The sequence below is a fragment of the Fodinibius roseus genome, assembly GCF_900129315.1.
Taxonomy (GTDB): domain Bacteria; phylum Bacteroidota; class Rhodothermia; order Balneolales; family Balneolaceae; genus Fodinibius; species Fodinibius roseus.
Genome location: NZ_FQUS01000006.1, coordinates 168227 through 185394, shown reverse-complemented (window position 1 = coordinate 185394; position 17168 = coordinate 168227). Strand labels below are relative to the sequence as shown.

The window sequence follows — 17168 nt, the reverse complement described above, 5'->3', positions numbered from 1 at the left end:
ATCTAAATTCGTTCAAATATATGAAATTAATAATCCCAATGGCAGGCCGGGGCACAAGAGTCCGGCCACACTCGCACACCGTTCCCAAACCATTGTTGCCGGTAGCGGGCAAAATGATCGTTGAACGCATCGTAGAGACGTTTGCACGCACCCTGGACCGTACCATCGATGAAATAGTATTTATCCTGGGCCCCGATTTCGGCCGGGAAATCAAGGATGCGCTGCAGGCAATGAGCGACCGTCAGAACGCGAAGGCCACGTTCCGCGTGCAGGAAACGGCTGAAGGTACGGCCCACGCAGTGTATTGTGCGAAAGAAGATCTGAACGGGGAATGCATCATCGTGTTTGCGGATACCATTTTTGACATGGAGGGGTCGGTTTCCATTGAAGAGGCCGACAGTGTAATCTGGCTGAAAGAGGTGGAGGATCCCTCTCGTTTTGGAGTGGCGGTTGAAGAGGATGGCAAGATTACGGACTTTGTGGAAAAGCCCAGCGAGCCGATCTCCGACCTCGCCATTATCGGCGTCTATTATTTCAAAGAGGCCGGAAAGCTGAAGAGGGAGATCGAATACCTGCTGGAGAACAATGTACGGGGACACGGGGGCGAGTTTCAGCTGACCGACGCCCTCGATCGCCTGCTGAAGAAGGACAATGTCTTTAAAAAGGCTACGGTAGATGAATGGCTCGATTGCGGAACTCTGCCGGCCTGGCTGGAGACCTCCGGCGTCATTGTCGACAAGGAATACGAGGAGGTGGACCAGGATCGGTTCGTGGATACCAAGATTATCCCCCCGGTCTATATCGGGGAGGATGTAAAGCTCGAAAATTGCATTATCGGTCCCAGGGCCAGTATCGCCCGCGGCAGCAAGCTAAAAAAATGCACGGTCAAGAACAGCCTGATCCAGGAGGAGGCCTCCCTGAGGGATTGCAATATTGAAGATTCGACGATCGGCCGGCATGCGGAACTCCGGGACGTTACCCAGGAAGTACACCTCGGCGATCACTCCAAGGTTGGTGTTGAAGTTAAATAAAATCTTCGAGTGGTCGATCCTGATCGGCGTCTTTCAGGGTATCGTGGACCTCCTCGTGGTGTCCCTCGGGCTCGAGGTGGATGGTGACAATCACATCTCCCTTGACGGCGTTAATCAGCCTTTTTTCGAGGAGGGTGGCGTCGTTGTGTGCGGCCTCGAGGTTGATATCCTTTTTAAAAACGGCATGGAGCTCAACCCAGGTAGTATTACCCGTGGTGCGGTGACGCAAATTATGGACGCTCTGCATAGAGCCGGGCAGCTCTTTTGAGAGCATGTTGCGGACCCTTTGGTCTATCCAGGGGTTGCGCGAATCCATCAGTCCGTCTACGGAATACCGGAGGAGCTTGAATCCCTCGTACATGATATAGAAGGACAGCAGTCCCGCCACAATCGAGTCGAGCAGGATGAAATCGGTGAACCGGATGATCAGCAGCGTCGCCACCGCACCGGCGCTGGTCCACACGTCAGTCAGGGTGTGTTTGCCGTTGCTGACGACAATCATGTTGTTTTCACGGCGGCCTGTTTTAACCAGGTAGCTGCCGAGGACTAAGTTAATGAGGCCCGCACCGCCAATGAGGTAGACACCGCTCATCAGTTCCGTCAGATCATGTCCGTACAGGTAGTTGTCGATCGACTGATAGATGATGGTGATGCCCGCCAGGATGATGACTGCGCCCTCGATGCCGACGGAGAGAAACTCCACCCGTTCATGTCCGTACAGATGTTTCTCGTCGGCTGGTTTGGTGCTGAGCAGCAGCCCGTAATATACGAACGAAACGGCCAGCAGGTGAATGACCGACTCGGCGGCATCCGACATGGCCGTGGTGGAACCGGTGATCCAAAAACCACTGAGCTTGAGTCCCAGTGACACGGCGGATACCACCAGGCTGATGCGCAACGCGGTTTTTGCGGGGGATGATTTCACATTAAACAGGTTATGTCATTCTACTGTCCCGTATTTCTCACTATAAATCGGGGCTAAAAGATCCCTCAAAGAATTCCTGAAAGCAAGCGGATTTGTTCTTATTTTTACGCTTATTTTAAAACGGCCGGAGAATCACCGAGACACTAAACAATGGACTGAGACAAGAGTATTACAGGAGACTCAGTACGTTCCCGGGAGGGGGCTAATTTGTGCATGTTCGATCCTTGCCGGACGGAAGGAGTATCTTTTTGGTCAAGGCTTACAGTATTGACGTAACAAGAGCCGGAGTTGTATACTTTTTATTCGGACCAGGAAAAGCAGCACAAAAAACCGTTCCGCGGGGACGCTGAGTGTTTCTTTCAAGGAACAAGTAGTTGAGTCTTTGTGAGTTCGCGGCATAAAAAAATGGAAATCGTGCAAGATATTCATCCCAAACATAATAATGTATTTGAAGTCATTTCCCGGGCCGGCGAGGCAGTCGGACAGCAGGTCTATGTGGTCGGGGGCTATGTGCGGGATTTCTATCTTGACCGCACAAAAGAGGATCGGGACCTGGATATTGATTTTGTGACGGTCGGTTCGGGCATTAAGCTGGCCCGAAAGGTCGCTGATATGCTGGGGACCGACCGGCTGTCGGTGTTCAAGCAGTTCGGGACCGCCCACATCAGCTACGATAATATGGACCTGGAGTTTGTGGGGGCCCGGAAGGAAAGCTATCGGCGTAATTCCCGCAAGCCGATCGTGGAAGATGGCTCGCTGCGGGACGATCAGCTGCGTCGCGATTTTACGATCAACGCCCTTTCCTGGTCGCTCAACAGGGAGAATTACGGTCAGCTGATGGATCCGTTCGGGGGCATCCAGGACCTGAAAAAACGATTGATTCGCACCCCGGTCGATCCGTTGACTACCTTCGATGACGATCCCCTGCGTATGATGCGTGCGATCCGTTTTGCCACGCAGCTGCAGTTCGATATCGAAGGGGAGACCTATCGCGCAATCGAAAAGATGGCCGAACGCATTGACATTATTTCCAAGGAACGTATTGTGGAGGAGCTCAACAAAATAGTGATGGCGCCGAAACCATCTACCGGTTTTGCGCATCTCTTTAAAACGGGGCTCCTGCACCACTTTTTCCCCGAGATGGTAAAACTGCACGGGGTCAGGGAAGTGCAGGGCATACGTCATAAAGATAATTTTTGGCATACGCTGAAAGTGCTGGATAATGTGGCCGGAATGGGCGGGGACCTGTGGTTGCGCTGGGCGGCTATCATGCACGATATTGCCAAGCCGGCCACGCAGAAGTTTGTGAAGGGAACCGGCTGGACGTTCCACGGACATGATGCGCTGGGCGCGCAGTGGGTGAAGCGTATTTTCCGGAGACTGGGACTGCCGCTGGATGAGCGGATGCGCTATGTCCGAAAGCTGGTACGCCTGCACCTGCGTCCCATCGCCCTGGTTTCGGATGAGGTCACCGACAGTGCTGTCCGCCGCCTTATCTACGAGGCCGGGGACGACATCGATGACCTGATGACCCTGTGCCGGGCCGATATCACCAGTAAAAACGATTACAAGGTCAAGCAGTATAATCGTAATTTTGACTACGTAGAGCAGAAAATCAAAGAGGTCGAGAAAAAAGACCGGATGAGGCAGTGGAAAAATCCGATTAGCGGCGATGAGATTATGGAGGCCCTGGATATTTCGCCCGGACCTGCGGTCGGTGACATTAAAGATGCGATCAGGGAAGCGATCCTGGATGGGGAAATTCCCAACGAGCACGATGCCGCCTTCGATTATATGATGCGTATCAAGGACGAGTATATCAGTTGACCGTCCGGGATTCCCGGCTAATGGGTGAGTAATTCTTTTCTTTATCCTTGTGAAAGATAGACCCGTCTCCCCTTGCGGGAGCGCCGCCCGGGTTTTGGGCGGAAACGGGCTTCGCCACCTGCTTAACGGCCGGTAGAAGTGTAAGCTATGTCATGCTGTATTAATAGTAATAGAGGCCTTGGCAAAACCAGGAATTTAGATCAAGATCAAAGCCTGAGCGAATTCGAAACCACGGCATATAAGAGATTTGTGAGTATTTTGAATTCTCGAAAATACAGAAACTGGTCAATAGATCGATTTACAAAGGCCTCTAAAAAATAGCAGATAACCAAAACCAATAACGAGACTTACCATGTGGATCGCTGAATCGTATGCGAAGATAAACCTCGGCCTGCATGTGCTGGAGCGCTTGCCGACCGGCTACCACCGGATTGAAACCGGTTTTTGTTTTGTGGAATGGAGCGACCGCTTCGAGGTAAAGCAGGCCCCCGAAATGAAGCTGGAGATCAGCGATGAGGATATTCCTACGGGTGAGAGCAACCTGATCAACAAGGCGGTCGCCGCGCTTGACCGTTATGTAGGGCTGAAGCACAACTACCTGATCAAGGTTGACAAGCATATTCCCGCCGGGGCCGGGCTGGGCGGCGGCAGCAGCAATGCCGCACTGACCTTCCGCATGCTCAACAAAATTGAAGAGATGGGCCTGAGCGATGACGAGCTGATCGACCTGAGCCGAAATCTCGGGGCCGATATCCCCTTCTTTATCAGGGGCGAAGCCGGCATCGGCCGGGGGGTGGGACACGATATCGAGCCTGTTGACATCCAGCCGGACTATTGGATTGTCACCTGCTTCCCGGACAAGTCGAGCAGCACTGCGGAGGCCTACCAGAACTGCCGGCCCAATCCCGAGCCCGACTTTGATCTCAGGGAAACGCTTACTGAAACCGGAATTGATGAGTGGCGCTATACGCTGGTCAATGACCTGGAGCAGGCGGTCTTCCCGCGGATCCACGTGGCGGGTAACCTGAAAGACCAGATGTATGAATTCGGCGCGCTTTATGCTTCGATGACGGGCAGCGGATCGGCTGTATACGGTATCTTTGAGCAGGATTTTGTGGCTACCAGTGCCTACAAGGGGTTCCTGGAACTCGATCTGCCCTGTAATCTCACGCGTCCCCATTTTACGCCTGACTACGGTATCTACCGTAAAGAATGAAGTTGTTTTCATTTTTAATTGTCCGTTTTTAATGATTACTTACCGACTTAACCGATTATCCAATTAGCACAGCGATTTTATGCCTACCGATTCTAAACAGACTATTCATCCGCGCACCGGCATGGACGTGGATGCTTTCCGCGAGGACATCAAACAGCATTTGCAATATACCCTGGCCAAGGATCAATATGTTTCCACAGAATGGGATCACTACCACAGCGTCGTGATGACCGTGATGGATCGCCTCCACGACCGGTGGATCGATACCCAGCAGGGCTATTACCAGCAGAAATCCAAGCGGGTCTATTACCTGTCCATGGAGTACCTTATTGGGCGGTTGCTGGACAATATGCTGGTCAACCTGGGACTGCAGGACGTGGCCGCCGAGGCGATTGAGGGACTGGGCCTGGATTACGACGAACTCCGCGAAACCGAGGTGGATGCGGGACTGGGTAACGGGGGACTGGGACGCCTGGCAGCCTGTTTCCTGGATTCGATGGCGACCCTGGGCGTGCCGGCGATCGGTTACGGCATCCGGTACGACTACGGCATCTTCGATCAGGATATTGAAGACGGGTGGCAGATCGAAAAACCCGACCTGTGGCTCGAATACGGTTACCCGTGGAGCATCGTTCGTCCCCGCAAAAAATACAAGGTGCAGTTTTATGGAGAGACGAATGCCAGCAAAGACAAGGAGGGGCGCATGCATTTCGACTGGGTCAACACGCACAAAGTCAATGCGCTGGCATACGATACGCCCATCCCGGGTTACCGGAATGAAGTCGTCAATACGCTCCGTCTCTGGAAAGCTACTTCGGACGAAGGGTTCGATCTGAAGAGTTTTAACCAGGGCGAATATATCGACGCGGTGCGTAATAACCTGCTGGAGGAGAATATCTCGCGCGTGCTCTATCCCAACGACAAGGTGTTCAAGGGACAGGAGCTGCGGCTGAAGCAGGAGTACTTCCTGGTTTCGGCCTCCCTGCAGGATGCCATGCAGCGGTTCAAGAAGCAGTTCGACGACCTGCGGAAAATTCCCGATCAAATGGCGGTGCAGTGCAACGACACGCATCCCAATCTTGCGATCCCCGAACTGATGCGCGTGCTGATGGATGAGGAAGGACTGGAATGGGGGCCGGCCTGGGATATTGTTACCCAAACAACCAATTATACCAACCACACGCTGATGCCGGAGGCGCTCGAGCAGTGGCCCATCTCGCTGATGGCCAACCTGCTGCCCCGTCATACCCAGATTATACGGGAGATCGATCGCCGCTTTCTGAACACTATTGAAGTCGCCGGGAGCGGGGAGGAAGGGGACAAGAAAGACCGGATGCGCATTATCAGCAACGAAATGAATGCCCGGGTGCGGATGGGCAACCTGGGCATCGTGGGAGCCAGGAAGGTGAATGGCGTCTCTGAGCTGCACAGCAACCTGATGAAAAAAACAATCTTCAGGGACTTTGCCCGGCAGTTTCCCGAAAAGTTCACCAATGTTACCAATGGCATAACGCCGCGTCGCTGGCTGCGGCAGTGTAACCGGGCGCTGGCTGACCTGATATCCGATCGCATCGGTGACGACTGGATTACGCAGCTGGACCAGCTCCGGCGAATCGAGCAGTTTTCGGAGGATGAGGAGTTCCAGGACTCGGTCCGGCAGATCAAACTGGCCAACAAAAAGCGGCTGGCGGCCTATATCAAAAAGGAGCGGGGTGTCAGCGTGGACCCTCACTCCATCTTTGACATCCAGATTAAGCGTATTCACGAGTATAAGCGCCAGCTGATGGCCCTCATGCATGCCATAACCCTCTATAATCGCCTGAAAAGCAATCCCGGTGCGGATATAGAACCGCGCACACTGCTCTTTGCCGGCAAAGCCGCGCCCGGCTATACCATGGCGAAATTGCATATCAAGCTCATTAACAACGTGGCGGAGATCGTGAATAACGATCCCGATGTTTCGGATACGCTGCGCGTGCTGTTTCTGCCCGATTACAGCGTGTCACTGGCCGAGAAGATGATTCCCGCTGCGGACCTTTCCGAACAGATTTCGACGGCCGGTATGGAAGCCTCGGGCACCGGGAATATGAAATTTGCCCTGAACGGGGCGCTGACGATCGGGACCCTGGACGGTGCCAACATTGAAATCCGGGAGCAGGTAAGACCGGAAAATATCTTCATTTTTGGCATGACGGTGGATGATATTGAGCATAAACGCCGGGAGGGGTATGAGCCGAAAGAGATCTATGACTCGGATGAAGAGCTGAAACAGGTGATCGACCAGATTCACGAGGGCTATTTCAGTCCCGAAGACCCGGATCTTTTTCATCCCATTACGAACGCCCTGCTGAATGAAGGCGATTATTTTATGGTATTGGCCGACTACCGGTCCTATGTGGAGAAACAGGCCGAAGTAGAGCGGGTCTATAAAAAGAAAGACGAGTGGTGCCGCAAAGCTATTATCAATATAGCCAATATGGGACATTTTTCTTCGGATCGGTCGATTCGCGACTACTGTGAGCGAATCTGGGATGTGGAGGTTGATTAAAAACAGCCCGTCATTGATGTTTTTCCGCTATAGCATTCAGGCGCTCTTCAATTTCATCCCCGGACAGCCAGTTTCCCCGGTACATCACTCCGGCAATGGAATCCGAGTTGGCAATGTCCTCCAGCGGGTTGGCTTCCAGTAACACCATATCGGCGACCTTGCCCTCGGCGAGGGTCCCGCTGTTTTGCAGGTCATCGAGGTACCGGGCGGTATGGTAGGTGCCGGTCCTGAGCGCTTCATAAGGCGTTAATCCCGCCTCGACGATATAGCGCAGTTCGTGGTGAACCGAAAAGCCGGGTACATTGAAGATCTGGGGCGCATCCGAGCCCAGAAGCAGTCCCGCCCCTTCCTCGTGGAGGCCCTTGATGATATCCCGGCGAAGCTGCAGGTATTCCCGGGCCAGCTCTTCGCTGTAGGCCTCGTTACCGGTAATGGATTGTTTGCTTTCGATCCACTGCTGGACCGTTTCGGGGGACATATACCGGAATTCGGGGCGCTCTGCCAGTGTTTCGGGGTCGTCGGTCCCGATCACATGCTCCGAGAGCGCCTGCGTCGGCACATTCCAGGCTCCCGCTTCCGCTGTACGCCGGGCTATTTCCGAAATGCGTTCGCGGTCGGCCTCGGGCGTCAAATGCATGCCAAAGAAGATGACTCCCGGGTTTTCAACCTCATCCGTATTTATGGATTCAGCAGCGAGGGCTTCCACGTATTTGTCCAGGTGATCGATGGTCGTCTGTCCCGCTTCCAACGCCCTTTCCAGGCCGACAGAAGCGGGGATATGCCCCGAGAATTCAATACCCACGGAGTCTGCCTCATCCGCAATGGCGTTATACTCTTCAAGAGTGAGGCCCGGAAATATTTTAAGAAAGTCATATCCGGCCTCATGCTGATCCCGCACCTGCCGGCGTGCCTCTTCGGGGCTTTCAAAATCACCCCCGAAACCGGGTCCCGATGTGTAAATACGCGGGCTCAGCAGCTCGTTTTGTTCCGCCTGCCGGCGCAGCTCCAGATGCAGAGGATCCCCAAGCATGCCCCGGATGGTCGTAATGCCGTTGGCCAGGTAGAGAAACAGCACATCATCGATATAGGACCGGTCGTTATCGCCCGATGGAATATGAGCGTGCATCTCAGAGAGCCCGGGTATCAAATATCCCCCGCCGCCATCAATGATCTCGGCCTCCTCTACTGCCGCATACCGGTCATTTTCGGCGATCCGGACAATACGATCTTCCTCTATAAAAACCGTACTGTTTTGCCGGACCTCTTCCTCCTCGTCGTTCATGGAGATCACATGAACGTTTTCTATCACTTTATCGGCCTCTATCGTTTCCTTTGACGAACAGCCTATCAGTAATCCCGCTAAAAACAGAAAAACTATTTGTCGTATCATGATATCAATTGTTTTATTGATTAGAATATCAGAGACACTCATCCCATTATACTATATTCAAGTGTAGACGGTTTTGTCATCCCAGCCTACCTGCCCGGAGCAGGGGATGCACAAGTTCCTACCCACCGACGGTAACACCAACCGTGCGGGAGGTTGCGTAACGCTTTCTTAATAATCATCAATTAACGGAATGAAGGCAAATAATTTAATAAAATGACTATTGTCGGCCTTCAGGAGACGTTCTCCTTGTACTTCCTACATAAAGAAAACCTTTGAAAACAAGGGTTTTTAGGTAAAATCAACCCCTGACCGCATTCAAGCCCATCCCAAATAAAGCCTGTGTGAGGATGTTGAATGCGCGAAAATAAAGAGATTGGCCAACAGAACGGTTTTGCAAAGGCTTCTTAAAACTGTTTTGAAAATCCCCTCTGATGTATGATCATAAAACGGGGAATAGCAATGGTTTATAGACGGCCCTGCTGTTAAAATCCCCGCGGGTCGTGTGTAAGATCACCGGTTGAGCGTCATTGGTGCGTTAGATGCCCGTAATATCCGACAGCAGCCGGTTGATATGATCTATCTCATCCTGGTTGACGTTATGTCCCATGCCCTTGTAGATCTTCTTGGTGACGCCTGCTCCCAGCTGCCGGAAAACCTGTGCCGTAATGTCGACCCGCTCCCGGGGGATGTGGGCATCCCGGTCGCTGCAGCCCAGAAAGACCGGCGTCTGCTGCAGCGATCCGCTGTAATTCCCCGGATCTATCTCATCGCCGATCAGTCCCCCGCTGAGTCCCACGACTCCGCCATACCGCTGCGGATGCCGCGCGGCAAACTCCGTTGCCAGGCAGGCGCCCTGCGAAAAGCCCAGCAGGACCGTATGATCGGTTGAGATGCCGTTTTCACCGAGATCATGGACCTGGTCGTAGATGGCCTGCAGTCCGCTCGAAATACCCGGCTGATTCATTGGTATAGGGGATAAAAAAGACCGGGGATACCAGGTATGCCGCCGGGCCCGGAGAGCCCGGTAGTGGATGTCAGGCCGGTCAAATTCTTCCGCCAGGGCCAACATGCTTTCCGCTGATGCGCCCCGTCCGTGAATGAGGATCATGCCGACGGCAGCCTCCTCCGCGGCGGGACCGCGGGTGAGGGTTGACTGGTTTTGGTGTGGACCGCTAAACGGATGATCCGGATCTACTCGAAATAGGGCCATGATACGTTATTTGGTTGTGAGTGATTTAGCGTCTGATGCTGTGGCGATGAATGCGATATGGGGAATACGGCTACGAGGCCCGGCTTAAATTTCTATCGTCGGCAGGGCCGATTCAATCTGTTCGCGTTTGGATTCGTGCCAGGGCGTAAGCTCCAGCTTTTCCGCCTGGTCTTCCGAGGGATCCGAATGGACGAAATACCCGGGACCGTGCGTCGCCATCTCAAAGAGCACGCCCCCCGGCGTGCGAAAGTAGACCGATTTGAAGAAGTGCCGGTCAATGATTTCGGTGGGCTGGAGTCCCAGCCGTAAAACTTCGTGGCGCAATGTTTTCAGATCATCATCGTCCTCGGTTTGAAAAGCCACATGATGCACAATACCGGCCCCGTTCTGACCCTGTGCTTTTGGCGTTTCCTCGATAATGAGGGCATGGCCGAGCTCACTTTTCGTCCGGTAGAGCGTGGCGTTCCCGTCGGTGGCTTGTTGCTCAAAGCCGAGGATAGCGGTGAGAATATGTTCCGTATCCTCAACACGGTCGAGTGTAAGCGTCGTACTCCAGAACCCCTGAATTTGATGCTCGGCAGGGACCTCAGAGCGTTTCCAGCCGTCAAGGTCGCCCTTGCGGTCCTCAAAGACCAGGTGCAGCTGAAGTCCGTCGGGGTCTTCAAACGAAAGCAGCTGTTTCCCAAACCGCTGATGGGCCCCGCTATAGGTTATATGCTGATTTGCAAGCCGCTCACGCCAGTAAGGGAGCGAATCCTCGGGAACGGCCAGGGAAATGTCCGTGGCCTCCCCGGTTCCCGGCACGCCCCGACGGGCTCCCGGCCAGGGAAAGAAGGTCAGGCTCGAACCGGGACTCCCTTCCGCGTTGGCGTAGAAGAGGTGGTACTTCGTGGGATCGTCCTGGTTGACGGTTTTCTTGACCATGCGCATCCCCAGCTTCTTGACATAAAAGTCGTAATTCGCTTGCGGATCGCTGGCAATGACAGATATATGATGGAGTCCACGGTGTTCAGGCATAATAAACCAATTAATTAGTTAATGGGGTCAGTTCTGCTTCGATCCGGTGACGCTGGTCCTCGAGCCACCGCGGGAGCTGCAAAGCGCCGCCGAGCGATTCAAGCTTTTCGTCCCGGGTAAAGCCCGGGGGATCCGTGGCAATTTCAAACAATATGCCCCCGGGTTCGTGAAAATATACCGATTTGAAATAATCGCGGTCTTTTACTTCCGTAAGATAGTATCCTTTGTTCAACAGGCGCCGGCGTATCGCCTGCTGATCTTCTTCATCTTTTGCCCGGAAAGCGATATGATGCACCGTCCCTTTGCCGGGACGGCCATTGGGACCGAACCGGTCGATGAGTTCAATTGTTGAGCCAAGAAGTCCTGCCGACTCATACAGGTACCGATCATCTAACTGGTCGGTTAATTCAAAGCCCAGCTCTTCTTCCAGCAGCCGGCCGGTCGCCGCATAATCTTTTTCGGCCAGGGTAGCGCCGTGAATGCCGCGGATGGCACAGGCTTGCGGGACCGGCCCGCCGGCCCATCCCCCAAGGGCCTCCGCTTTGGGCTCCAACACCAGCTCCAGGTGCAGCCCGTCCGGATCCTGGAGCCCGATTATTTCTCTGCCGAACCGTTCAAAGGGGGGTTCCATATCAACGTCTTGTTCCTTCAGGCGGGTAAGCCAGAATTCCCTGGAATTCGCGGGCACGGAAAAGGAAACCGCTACCACTTGTCCCCGGTCCGGTTTGCCATCCTCCAGGTGTTCCCAGGGAAAAAAAGTAAGAATGGTGCCCGGTTCTCCCGATGCATTTCCGTAATACAGGTGATATATCGTGGGATCATCGAAGTTCACCGTTTTCTTTACGAGGCGCAGTCCCAATACCTGCGTGTAAAACCAGTAATTCCGCCGGGGATCGCCGGCGACGGCAGTAATATGATGGATTCCTTGAGCGTGCGACATGTTAGCTGTTAAACGTTAAATGCCTGGTTCGGGTTACCTGGCTTGGTCCCCGGTATAAACTTGTGCGTAACTGGCGGCTTCAGTAACATACGGCATGTAATGCGGACATGCACGGATGTATGCGGCGGGATTCCGGCTGCAAGCTATCGGCGCAGGAGTCGGGGCCTTGTGGATCTTCCCGAAACCTGTGATCCGAATGTACCAATTTAGACGCTTATCGCACAGCACGGACCCGCACCGTTTTATTCCGCAGCCTCATTTGAGGCATTATCCATAAAGGGATAATCGGTATATCCTTTTTCATCCCCTCCGTAAAAGGTCCCGGGATCCGGTTCATTGAGGTCGGCATGTGCCGCAAAACGTTCCGGAAGATCAGGATTTGCCAGGAAAATCCGCCCGTAGGCTACCAGGTCGGCTGCACCTTCTGAGAGAACCTTATTGCCGCTTTCCCGGTCGAAACCTGCGTTGGTGATGATTGTCCCCTCGTAGACGGGACGGAAAAATTCCGTGACCTTTTCAGGATAGTCTGGCAGATCACTGACATCCCCCATCGGCTCCATCAAGTGCACATAGGCCAGGTCGTAGCTGTTGAGCTGTTCCAGCAGGTAGCCGAATACTTCTTTGGGATTGGAGTCGATAATGCCCTGGTTGCGTCCGGCCGGGGAAAAGCGGATGCCGGTCTTATCGGCCCCGATAGCCCCGGAAACAGCCTCTACGACTTCCAGTGCAAAGCGGCTGCGGTTTTCAATGCTGCCCCCGTAGGCGTCATCCCGCCGGTTGGTGCTATCCTTAAGAAACTGGTCGATCAGGTAGCCGTTGGCCCCGTGGATCTCCACGCCGTCAAAGCCGGCTTCCGCGGCATTGCGGGCGGCCTGTGCATAATCTTCGATAATTCCCGGAATTTCCGCCGTTTCAAGGGCGCGGGGGGACACAAATTCCTTCATGCCCTCGGCGGTGAAAATCTCTCCCTCGGGTTTGACAGCGGAAGGCGCTACCGGTTTATCCCCCTCGTGATAGAGCGGATGGGAAACGCGTCCCACATGCCAGATCTGGGCAAAAATATGTCCCCCGCTCTCATGTACCGCTTGTGTTATTTTCTTCCAGCCCTCTACCTGCTGTTCGCTGTGGATGCCGGGCGTCCACGGGTACCCCACCCCCTGCCGGGAGATCTGCGTGCCTTCCGTGATAATAAGTCCCGCCGATGCCCGCTGCTTATAGTAGGTAGCCATCAGGTCGGTGGGGACATTTCCCTCTCCGGCCCGGCTCCGGGTCATGGGGGCCATGACTACACGATTTGAAAGGTCAAGTCCTGAAAGATTATACGATTCTAAAAGTGGTTGTTGCTTGTTCATAGTTTTGGGAATATTCGTTTGGGCGTTAAGGGATGAAAAATTTAAAAAGGCGATCCCTGAACGCAGCATTGTTTAAACTAACTTAACTACTCCAATTAGTTTAATGTTAAACTATATAATATCAAAATAGATATTTTTTATGGAGGTCATTGATGATATATTTATCGCATAATTCGCCTTCAGAACTCAGGCATTCAGAAAATCCTATCTTCCCATCTTTTTTCAGTCTCCGCGGATCGTTTCAATTCTTTCGCAGGTCGCCATACGTGAAAACCGGCGATCGGCCGCCCCGTTCTTTCTGTTGAGAGAGCTGCATTTCTCGCTGAGCAGTTCGGCCTGGGTCAGCTTTTCCCATACACGGTAACGACACTGCCGCGCGTTACTTCATTCGACGGGGAGGACAGGTATGTGATCTGCCGGGCGAGCTGCCCGGGTTTGGGCCAGTCCTCGTAATTGGCATCCGGCATGCTTTCCCGGTTTTGAGGGGTATCAATAACAGAGGGGGCGATGGCGTTGACCAAAATACCGTCGCCGACTACCTCCGCGGCAAGCGATTCGGTGAGGGCGGCAACCCCGGCCTTGGCCACCGTGTAGGCCGTCATACCCTTTCCCTGGCGCGGCTCCAGAGCAGGACGCGCAGCAATATTGACAATGCGTCCCCCGCCGTATTCCGACTCCCGCATCCACTGGACAGCCGCCCGGCAGGCATTATAGCAGGTCACGGTATTCATCTGCAGCTGTTTGTTAAAATCGGCAAGCGGGGTATCTTCAATGCTGCCCATGCCGAATCCGCCGGCAATATGGATGGAGGCCCAGAGAGGACCGTTCTGGTTGGTGGCCATGGTATAAAAATTCTGGGTGGCCTTTTCATCCGCCAGGTCTACGCCCGTCTGAATATAAATATTCTCGTGATCTTTATATTCGAAATGCTCCAGTTCGGATTTATCGTAACAGGGGATGCTGCAGGGGGCCCCGGCCTCAAGCAACCGACCCGTGACAGCGGATCCGAGGGCGCCGGTCCCCCCGCTGATGATGAAATGTCGATTCGCAAGATCCATAGTCAATAAATTAAAAGATTTTGTATTTATCCTGAACGTTCCAAACGAATCGGCAGGCTAATTCATTCACACCACCCGTTATTGCAAGGTGTTTACGGGTCATTCCTACTATAAGGTGCCCTTGTAGAATCGGGAATTTTGTTCAGGGTCAAGGAACCCAGAGAGGGAGGGTGCATTTGCAGCATATGAGTCCGTATGCGAGCATTTGACCGACCGGTAACGCCAAAATTAGCAAAAAAGACGGTTTTGCATAGGATTCAATAAGCCTTACCGCAGCCCTGTCCATCTTCCTGCTCCAATGAATCGTGACAGACAGGAGGGGAATTCGCTGTCCGAAATGGCTGCTCCGTGCAGCCGGGTATTCTATTGAATTTTTCTTAAGAAGGGAGCGGCCGGAGATTAAATCATGTATAGAGTTTATCGTTATGTTCCGCCGGGGAATCGTTTAAGAGATAGGTTGGGGGTATAATTGGAAATGTAGATAAATTCCATTAGCAAGGGGAGAACAAATTATTCATATTAACGGGAGTATGGAATGCGGGTTTTCCCGGTAAGTTTAAAATTAATGTAACGGCAGATGGTTTTTGCGGTAGAACTTCCCTTTTTAAACGAGCTGGTTGTATTGTTTATGGTGAGCGTGGGTATCGCCTACCTGTGCTACCGGTTGAAACTGGTTCCTATCGTCGGATTTTTAATCGCCGGGGCGGTTATCGGTCCCAACGCCTTCGCACTGGTTCCGGAACAGGAACTCGTTGATATCCTGGCGGAAATCGGGGTTATCCTGCTCCTGTTTACCATCGGTATCGAATTTAGCCTGGAGAAGCTCAATCGCATCCGTAAAGCCATTGTCGTCAGCGGCAGTTTCCAGGTCATTGTGACAACAGCAATCGTGACCGCGATACTGGTTCTGTCCGGGGTTTCACTTAATAACGGTATTTATACCGGGTTTTTGGTTGCTCTCAGCAGTACGGCTATCGTACTCGGTTTATTCAGCCAGCGCGGGGAAACGGATACGCCTACCGGGCAGCTTTCACTGGCGGTACTCATCTTCCAGGATCTGGCCATTGTACTGATGGTATTGCTGGTTCCCATCCTTGCAGGAGATTCAGATTCCGGGTATGAAGTGTTGTGGATTCTTGGTAAAGCGGTTTTACTGATCATGGTCGTCCTCATCCTCGCCCGTCGTATCATCCCCTGGGTGTTGGAAAAAGTGGCCAAGACCAGGAAGCAAGAACTTTTTCTTTTATCCGTAGTAGCGATCTGTTTCGGGACGGTAGCACTCAGCAACATGGCCAATGTCAGCCTGGCCCTGGGAGCTTTTATGGCGGGACTTATCGTCAGTGAAAGTGAATTCAGCGAGCAGGCACTCAGTGAGATTCTGCCCCTGAGGACTATCTTCAATGCCGTGTTTTTTGTTTCTGTGGGCATGCTCCTGGACTTGCGCTACGTCCTGGAATATCCATTGTTGTTGGTGGGAATCGCTCTGGGGGTCATTCTCCTTAAACTGATTATTACCTCGACCGGCCTGCTCGTGCTTGGCTACCCGGTGCGCATTGCAGCGGCATCGGGACTGGCACTGGCACAGATCGGGGAATTTTCATTCGTGCTGGAACGAGCCGGGCGGACGGCCGGTATGACGCCGGCGGGGGTGGGTGAAATAGGTTCGCAGACTTTTATCGCTGTCTCTGTCCTGTTAATGATTCTGACGCCTTTTTTGTTAAATGCGGGTCCCAAACTGGGAACAATGCTTGCCCGGACACCGCTCAAAAGATTTGGGCAGGAATCCGGGGATTTGGAATCTGACCAGCGAAAGACGCTCGAGGATCACGTCATTATTGTAGGATATGGTCCGGCCGGCCGCCATCTGGTCCAGGTGCTGCAGGAAACCGGCATTCCTTATGTCGTGGTTGAGATGAACCCGGAATCGGTCGAAGAAATGAAAAGGAATGATATTCCTGCTATTTACGGGGATGCCGGCCGCGAACACATCCTGGAGCTGTCGGGCATTGCAAAAGCGAAGCTGTGTGTGATTGCCACGAATGCCCCTTCGGCCAGTCCCCGTATCATAAAGATAGCCCGCCATAACAATCCTACCCTGCAGATTATTGTTCGGACGCGGTATCTCACCGATGTAGTACGGCTTGAAAACTTAGGGGCCGATATCGTAATACCGGAAGAGACGGAAACGACGGTACGCATTTTTTCACAGGTGCTGGGTGCCTACATGATTCCCCGGGAGGAGATTGAACAACATGTCAAAACGCTTCGGGCGCATGACTACGAAATATTTCGGGGCAGTATGCAGGAGGCCCACCTGATGGTGCTGCAGGGTTTGGATGAGGAAGGGCTGCACACCCGGGCCGTAGTGGTTCGGGAAGGGGCCCCGGTGGCCGGCAAAACTTTACAGGAACTGCAGCTGCGCAAGAATCATAACCTGACGGTGCTGGCCGTTCGCCGGGGGGACAAGACCGTGGGAAATCCCGCGGGCGATTTCGAGGTACAGCCGGGTGATCGCTTAATTGTGGTCGGTTTGGCCGACCGTTTTGCCGAGTGTGCGGACCTGTTCCGTGCAACGGCCGAATTTTAAATCCCGGGGCAGGGCTGGGTTGTCTTTACAGGCTGACTGCTATAGTTGTTTTTGGACCGGTTTAAAA

12 protein-coding genes are annotated in these 17168 nt (G+C 53.3%); 5 read left to right on the top strand and 7 right to left on the bottom strand.

The genetic code is table 11. From position 1 onward, the window contains the following. Positions 1-20 precede the first annotated feature (20 nt). Positions 21-1031 (top strand): sugar phosphate nucleotidyltransferase, encoded by a 1011-nt coding sequence (locus BUB16_RS07425; RefSeq protein WP_073061607.1) that lies wholly within the window; start codon positions 21-23, stop codon positions 1029-1031. Here the strand turns inward: BUB16_RS07425 and BUB16_RS07420 are convergent. Continuing rightward, positions 1024-1956 (bottom strand): cation diffusion facilitator family transporter, encoded by a 933-nt coding sequence (locus BUB16_RS07420; protein ID WP_170864316.1) that lies wholly within the window; start codon positions 1954-1956, stop codon positions 1024-1026. The genes BUB16_RS07425 and BUB16_RS07420 overlap by 8 nt on opposite strands. Before the next feature lie 405 nt (positions 1957-2361). Here BUB16_RS07420 and BUB16_RS07415 point away from each other — a divergent pair, with 405 nt between their 5' ends. The 3 genes from BUB16_RS07415 (at position 2362) to BUB16_RS07405 (ending at position 7547) form a co-directional block, all read left to right on the top strand. Continuing rightward, the gene (locus BUB16_RS07415; RefSeq protein WP_073061602.1) at positions 2362-3783 is read left to right on the top strand and encodes a CCA tRNA nucleotidyltransferase; all 1422 of its coding nucleotides are present in this window, start codon (positions 2362-2364) and stop codon (positions 3781-3783) included. A gap of 352 nt (positions 3784-4135) precedes the next feature. Continuing rightward, a complete protein-coding gene (ispE, locus tag BUB16_RS07410; RefSeq protein ID WP_073061599.1) occupies positions 4136-4999 on the top strand; it encodes a 4-(cytidine 5'-diphospho)-2-C-methyl-D-erythritol kinase in 864 nt (287 codons plus the stop codon). 79 nt (positions 5000-5078) lie between these two features. Further along, complete coding sequence (locus BUB16_RS07405) at positions 5079-7547, top strand: glycogen/starch/alpha-glucan phosphorylase (RefSeq protein ID WP_073061595.1); 2469 nt, start codon at positions 5079-5081, stop codon at positions 7545-7547. Positions 7548-7557: 10 nt separating this feature from the next. On the opposite strand, the gene BUB16_RS07400 is transcribed toward BUB16_RS07405, so the two are convergent. The 6 genes from BUB16_RS07400 to BUB16_RS07375 all read right to left on the bottom strand — a co-directional run bounded on the left by BUB16_RS07400 (position 7558) and on the right by BUB16_RS07375 (position 14514). Then, positions 7558-8937, bottom strand: coding sequence for an amidohydrolase family protein (locus BUB16_RS07400; RefSeq protein ID WP_073061591.1), 1380 nt, complete (start codon positions 8935-8937; stop codon positions 7558-7560). 535 nt (positions 8938-9472) lie between these two features. Then, positions 9473-10147 (bottom strand): alpha/beta hydrolase, encoded by a 675-nt coding sequence (locus BUB16_RS07395; protein WP_073061588.1) that lies wholly within the window; start codon positions 10145-10147, stop codon positions 9473-9475. A gap of 84 nt (positions 10148-10231) precedes the next feature. Then, positions 10232-11164 carry a VOC family protein gene (locus tag BUB16_RS07390; protein WP_073061585.1) on the bottom strand — a complete coding sequence of 311 codons (933 nt, stop codon included), beginning with the start codon at positions 11162-11164 and terminating at the stop codon, positions 10232-10234. A 10-nt stretch (positions 11165-11174) separates the two neighbouring features. Continuing rightward, entirely contained in the window at positions 11175-12104 is a 930-nt protein-coding gene (locus BUB16_RS07385; protein ID WP_073061583.1) for a VOC family protein, read from the bottom strand. Between the two features lie 242 nt (positions 12105-12346). Beyond that, entirely contained in the window at positions 12347-13456 is a 1110-nt protein-coding gene (locus BUB16_RS07380) for an alkene reductase (protein WP_073061788.1), read from the bottom strand. A 341-nt stretch (positions 13457-13797) separates the two neighbouring features. After that, positions 13798-14514, bottom strand: coding sequence for an SDR family NAD(P)-dependent oxidoreductase (locus BUB16_RS07375; RefSeq protein WP_084088107.1), 717 nt, complete (start codon positions 14512-14514; stop codon positions 13798-13800). Positions 14515-15091: 577 nt separating this feature from the next. On the opposite strand from BUB16_RS07375, the gene BUB16_RS07370 reads away from it, so the two are divergent. Continuing rightward, on the top strand, positions 15092-17101 hold the full coding sequence (locus BUB16_RS07370; protein ID WP_073061577.1) for a monovalent cation:proton antiporter family protein: 2010 nt from the start codon (positions 15092-15094) through the stop codon (positions 17099-17101). The last annotated feature ends 67 nt before the right edge of the window (positions 17102-17168 follow it).

Coding starts and splice junctions, on each gene's coding strand:
- BUB16_RS07405 (WP_073061595.1), top strand. CDS start 5,079: ATGCCTACCGATTCTAAACAGACTATTCATCCGCGCACCGGCATGGAC.
- BUB16_RS07380 (WP_073061788.1), bottom strand. CDS start 13,456: ATGAACAAGCAACAACCACTTTTAGAATCGTATAATCTTTCAGGACTT.
- BUB16_RS07425 (WP_073061607.1), top strand. CDS start 21: ATGAAATTAATAATCCCAATGGCAGGCCGGGGCACAAGAGTCCGGCCA.
- ispE (WP_073061599.1), top strand. CDS start 4,136: ATGTGGATCGCTGAATCGTATGCGAAGATAAACCTCGGCCTGCATGTG.
- BUB16_RS07415 (WP_073061602.1), top strand. CDS start 2,362: ATGGAAATCGTGCAAGATATTCATCCCAAACATAATAATGTATTTGAA.
- BUB16_RS07385 (WP_073061583.1), bottom strand. CDS start 12,104: ATGTCGCACGCTCAAGGAATCCATCATATTACTGCCGTCGCCGGCGAT.
- BUB16_RS07370 (WP_073061577.1), top strand. CDS start 15,092: ATGGTTTTTGCGGTAGAACTTCCCTTTTTAAACGAGCTGGTTGTATTG.
- BUB16_RS07400 (WP_073061591.1), bottom strand. CDS start 8,937: ATGATACGACAAATAGTTTTTCTGTTTTTAGCGGGATTACTGATAGGC.
- BUB16_RS07390 (WP_073061585.1), bottom strand. CDS start 11,164: ATGCCTGAACACCGTGGACTCCATCATATATCTGTCATTGCCAGCGAT.
- BUB16_RS07375 (WP_084088107.1), bottom strand. CDS start 14,514: ATGGATCTTGCGAATCGACATTTCATCATCAGCGGGGGGACCGGCGCC.
- BUB16_RS07395 (WP_073061588.1), bottom strand. CDS start 10,147: ATGGCCCTATTTCGAGTAGATCCGGATCATCCGTTTAGCGGTCCACAC.